Here is a 4,772-nt window from a genome sequence, read left to right as displayed (position 1 = left end):
TTTGTAGCTGACGGGCTCGGTCATGCCGGCCCATCTACACGCCTCGCTCTCATACGCGGGTTAATGTGACATCACCGCAGTCCTCATATCCGTCAGCGCTTCCTGACCGTACCGAGTTCTATCGATTTGAGTGCGCGCTGCTGGCTATTGAACTTCTGTTCTGGGTTGTGCACTGACGATCCCCTACTCGCCAGGAACGTCCGCTGTTCCCTCTTTACGGGGACATTGGATCTACTTCCGCCTAGTGCCGTCGTTCAATTACGCCTATAGATTGCTAGGCGTGAGGATGTTCAGTCCCCGGGCAGAGGTACCGCCAATCCGACTTTGACCCGGTCCATGGCGACGAAGGTGCGGAACCGCTTCACATTGTTGTTGCCAAAGAACAGGCGCCGCGTGAGCGCCTCGTAGGCTGTCATTGTCGGTACCACGACCACCAGCACGAAGTCAGCCTCTCCGGTGACGTAGTAGCACTGCTGCACCTCCGGAACCGCGGCGAACTCCTGCTTGGCGGCGTCGATCAATTCCGCGGTCTCGCTGATCACCTCGACCTCGACGAAGATGGTGATGGCTTGCCCAACCTGGGCCGGGTCCACGATTGCGACATTGGCCTGGATGACCCCCGCCTCCTCCATCCGCCGGATACGACGCTGCACGGCCGGTGCCGACAGATTGACAGCCTCGCCGATCACCCGTTGCGGGGTCGTGTTGTCCCGCTGGAGGATGTTCAAGATCGCGAGATCAAAGTTGTCGAGGGTCCTCAAAGACGAAGAATCGGACACCAGCAACCCTCTAGCACGAAAAAATCTTGCATTCAGTGGGTCTAAATAGAGCGCTCTTCTCGCACCAAGTGCAATATCTTCTCGCCGTCTCAGCGATGAAGGACGGCGATGTTCCTGCCCAACCAGCACCCCGACTACCGCAGGCCACTCGATCCGATTGATGCCGACACCTTGGGTATTGAGGCGGCCGAGGAGGTCGAGCGGTACCTCACCTATCGAGCCAACCATGCCCCGACGCCCTTGCACATTCTCCCAGCCTTGGCTGCCGAACTCAGTGTGGATGCCATCTATATCAAGGATGAAGGCTTCCGGCTGGGACTTGGCAGCTTCAAAGCTTTGGGTGGCTCCTATGCGGTCATCCGGCTTGTGCTGGAGGAAGCCAGCCGCCAGCTCGGACGACCAATCGATGTCGCCGAACTGCACACGCCCGAGGTTCACGCGGTTGCGGCTGGGATGACGGTCGCTTGTGCCACAGACGGCAATCATGGCCGCTCCGTGGCTCAGGGCGCGCAACTCGTCGGCGCCAGAGCTGCCATCTTCGTTCACAGCGGCGTCAGCGATGTGCGTGTGGCGGCGATTGCCCGCTTCGGCGCGCGGATGATCTGGGTCGAGGGCACCTATGATGACTCCGTTGCGGAGGCGGCACGGGTCGCGGCCGAGAAGGGTTGGATCGTCATCTCCGACACCTCGTGGCCCGGCTACGAGCGCATTCCCGGGCTGGTCATGCAGGGCTACACCGCCATGGTGCGCGAGGCTCTGCGCCAGCTTTCCGAAGCGCCGACCCATGTGTTCGTGCAGGCGGGCGTCGGCGGCGTTGCGGCTGCCGTGGCGGGGCATCTCGCTCTCGCCCTTGGGGACCAGCGGCCGACTTTCGTCGTGGTTGATCCGGCACGGGCCGCCTGCCTCTTTGAGACCGCACAGGCGGGCCATCCGGTCAAAGTCGAACACGGCGAACCGACCGTGATGGCGATGCTGGAATGCTACGAGCCGTCTCTCGTTGCCTGGCGGATACTGTCCCGAGTTGCCGATGCCTTCATGACCGTTGATGAGGAGGATGCGGTCGCGGTGATGAACCGCTTGGCTCGCCCCGCCGGGAATGATCCGGCCATCGTTGCGGGCGAGAGCGGCGGCGCGGGTCTCGCTGGCCTCATGCGAGCCACGACAGATCCTGAGGTTCGAATGGCCCTTAACCTCAACGAAGCGTCCCGCGTCTTCGTTATCAACACGGAGGGCGCCACCGATCCGCAGCGCTACTCGGAACTGGTCGGGATGCAACCAGAGCTCGTCGCAACCACCAGAGGGGCAGACGCATGACAATGCTCTCCATCGACGCGGAGCGCCTGCTCGGCCGGCTCCGGGAACTCGGGCAGATCGGTCGGGACGGTGACGGCAGGCTGGTCCGGCTCGCCGGCTCCGATGCCGACAAGGCCGGACGCGACGTCTTCATTGCCTGGGTCCGAAGCGCAGGTCTGGAGGTCGCGATCGACCGCATCGGCAACATCTTCGGAATCTGGAAGGATGACGCGAATGCGGATGCGGCGCCCGTCCTGCTCGGCTCGCACATCGACACCGTCATCAATGCCGGCATCTATGACGGCTGCTACGGCGTGCTGTCCGGGCTGGAGGCGATAGAGACCCTGAAGGCTTCTAGGTATGTTCCTACACGGCCCATCGCAGTCGCCGCCTTCACCAACGAGGAGGGCGTGCGCTATGCGCCCGACATGATGGGTTCGCTCGTCTATGCCAGCGGGCTCCCGGTCGAGGAGGCGCTGGCAACAATCGGGACCGATGGCACGGTCCTTGGAGCCGAGCTGGAGCGCATCGGCTATGCCGGCTCTGAGGAGCCGGGCTTTCTCAAGCCGCACGCCTATGTCGAACTGCACATCGAGCAGGGTCCTGTGCTGGAACGCGAGGGCGTGCCCATTGGCGCAGTCGAGAACCTTCAGGGCATCTCCTGGCAGCGGGTTACCATCGAAGGCGAGGCCAACCACGCCGGCACGACGCCGATGTCGATGCGCCGGGATGCGGGCCACGCTGCGGCTCGCGTGATCACCTTCCTGCGCGACCGGGCGCGCAATGCGAACACGCCGACCGTCGCCACGGTCGGCTGCATGAGCTTCGAGCCGAACGCGATCAACGTCATTCCCTCCCGCGCGACCTTCACGGTCGACCTGCGCGATCCGGACGAAGGACGCCTCCAGGCAGAGGAAGCAGCCCTCGCTGCCTACCTGAGGGAACTGGCGGCTGCCGAGGAGGTGACGGTCTCAGTTGAGCGGCTGGCGCGGTTCGAGCCGGTGACATTCGACAACGGGATCGTGGAGCTGGTGGAGGATGCCGCACGCAAGCGCGGGCTGGCCTCGAAGCGGATGACCTCGGGCGCGGGCCACGATGCCCAGATGATCGCCCGCATTGCCCCCTCAGCCATGATCTTCGTGCCGAGCATCGGCGGCATCAGTCACAATCCGCGCGAACATACGCCAGATGCTGATCTCGTCGCAGGCGCCAACATCCTGCTCGACGTCGTCACCCGCCTCGCGGATCAATAAGGGGAGACCCATGACCATCGATCTGAGTGCCCTCGAACAGGAAATGACCGCCTGGCGGCGTGATCTCCATGCCCATCCGGAATTCGGCTTCGAGGAGAAGCGCACGAGCGCCTTCGTCGCCACCAAGCTGCGCGAGTTTGGTCTCGACGAGGTCGCCGAGGGCATAGGCGGCACCGGCGTCGTAGGCACCCTCAAACGGGGCAGCAGCAATCGGGTGATCGCGCTCCGGGCCGATATGGATGCCCTGCGCATCACCGAACAGGGCACACTGGACTACCGCTCGCAGAATTCCGGCACGATGCACGCCTGTGGCCATGACGGCCACACCGCCATGCTGCTCGGGGCTGCGAAGCTCCTCGCCGAGGAAGGTGGCTTCGAAGGCACCGTGCGCTTTGTCTTCCAGCCTGCGGAGGAATGGGGCAAGGGCGCACTCGCCATGCTGGCCGACGGGTTGATGGAGCGTTTCCCGTTCGAGGAGATCTACGGCCTGCACAACATGCCAGGCCTGCCGGTCGGGCACTTCCAGACCCGGGTAGGCCCGATCATGTCAGCGGAGGACAACTTCGAGATTGTCTTGAAAGGCGTCGGCGGGCATGCCGCTCGCCCGCACTGGGGCAACGAGGTGCTGGTCGCCGCTTGCGCGACCGTCATGAACCTCCAGACCATTGTGTCCCGTCGCCTGAGCCCCACCGACATCGGTGTTGTGTCGGTGACCGAGCTGATCACCGATGGCACCCGCAACGCATTGCCGGGGCTCGCCCGCATTCTCGGCGACGCTCGCAGCTTCCAGCCAGAGGTCAGTGCCGAGATCGAGAAGCAGATGCGCATCATCGCCGAGGGCACAGCCCTGACCTACAACGTCGCCGCCGAGGTGACCTACACGCGCGAGTTCGTGCCGCTCCTCAATGATGCCGCCCTAGTGGACGAGGCCTTCGCGGCCGCCCGGACCGTGTTCGAGCCGGAGCACATCTCGACTGCGCATGAGCCGATGACGGGCTCGGAGGACTTTGCCCGCTTCCTGGAGCACGTGCCCGGCTGCTTCGTGTTCGTCGGCAACGGCAAGGACTCTGCTCCTCTGCACAATCCAGCCTATGACTTCAACGATGACGGGCTGCTCCATGGAGCCCGCCTCCACGCCACCATCATCCGACAGCGCTTGCCATCGGTCTGACCGTCACAGATCCGGCACATCGGACCTCACGAGACGTCACTTGAAGGGCTGCTTCGGGTCTTGGTTGTGTAAAAACGCTGACGTGTCGCTCGTTCGAGCAATTTTATGTCTTGCGGGCCTCCCTAGGCCGTGAATTCCTCGGTGAATGAGCTTGAACTTGTAAAGATAGTTCGTCGAGATCCGTCCGGTTCGCGTTTTGACACATGGGGTAATTCCGGGGCCGCGCCATAACCTGGCTCTGGGAATCAGCTCTCTAAGATCGACGAGGCCCACGCC

At 63.4% G+C, this 4,772-nt stretch carries 4 protein-coding genes; 3 read left to right on the top strand and 1 reads right to left on the bottom strand.

Features of this window, described 5'->3' with window-relative positions:
• Positions 1 to 290 precede the first annotated feature (290 nt).
• Positions 291 to 779 carry an Lrp/AsnC family transcriptional regulator gene (locus JKL45_RS29175; protein WP_201865260.1) on the bottom strand — a complete coding sequence of 163 codons (489 nt, stop codon included), beginning with the start codon at positions 777 to 779 and terminating at the stop codon, positions 291 to 293.
• A 108-nt stretch (positions 780 to 887) separates the two neighbouring features.
• Between JKL45_RS29175 and JKL45_RS29170 the strand changes: the two genes are divergently transcribed.
• The 3 genes from JKL45_RS29170 to JKL45_RS29160 are packed head-to-tail and all read left to right on the top strand — an operon-like array spanning position 888 to position 4,496.
• On the top strand, positions 888 to 2,093 hold the full coding sequence (locus JKL45_RS29170) for a diaminopropionate ammonia-lyase (RefSeq protein WP_201865259.1): 1,206 nt from the start codon (positions 888 to 890) through the stop codon (positions 2,091 to 2,093).
• On the top strand, positions 2,090 to 3,325 hold the full coding sequence (locus JKL45_RS29165; RefSeq protein WP_201865258.1) for a Zn-dependent hydrolase: 1,236 nt from the start codon (positions 2,090 to 2,092) through the stop codon (positions 3,323 to 3,325). Before JKL45_RS29170 ends, JKL45_RS29165 begins: the two co-directional genes overlap by 4 nt.
• Before the next feature lie 10 nt (positions 3,326 to 3,335).
• Positions 3,336 to 4,496 carry a M20 aminoacylase family protein gene (locus JKL45_RS29160; RefSeq protein ID WP_201865257.1) on the top strand — a complete coding sequence of 387 codons (1,161 nt, stop codon included), beginning with the start codon at positions 3,336 to 3,338 and terminating at the stop codon, positions 4,494 to 4,496.
• Positions 4,497 to 4,772: the final 276 nt, after the last annotated feature.

The organism is Microvirga soli, assembly GCF_016734765.1.
In the GTDB taxonomy this organism is placed as follows: Bacteria; Pseudomonadota; Alphaproteobacteria; order Rhizobiales; family Beijerinckiaceae; genus Microvirga; species Microvirga soli.
This window is presented reverse-complemented; position numbering and strand designations above follow the sequence as displayed.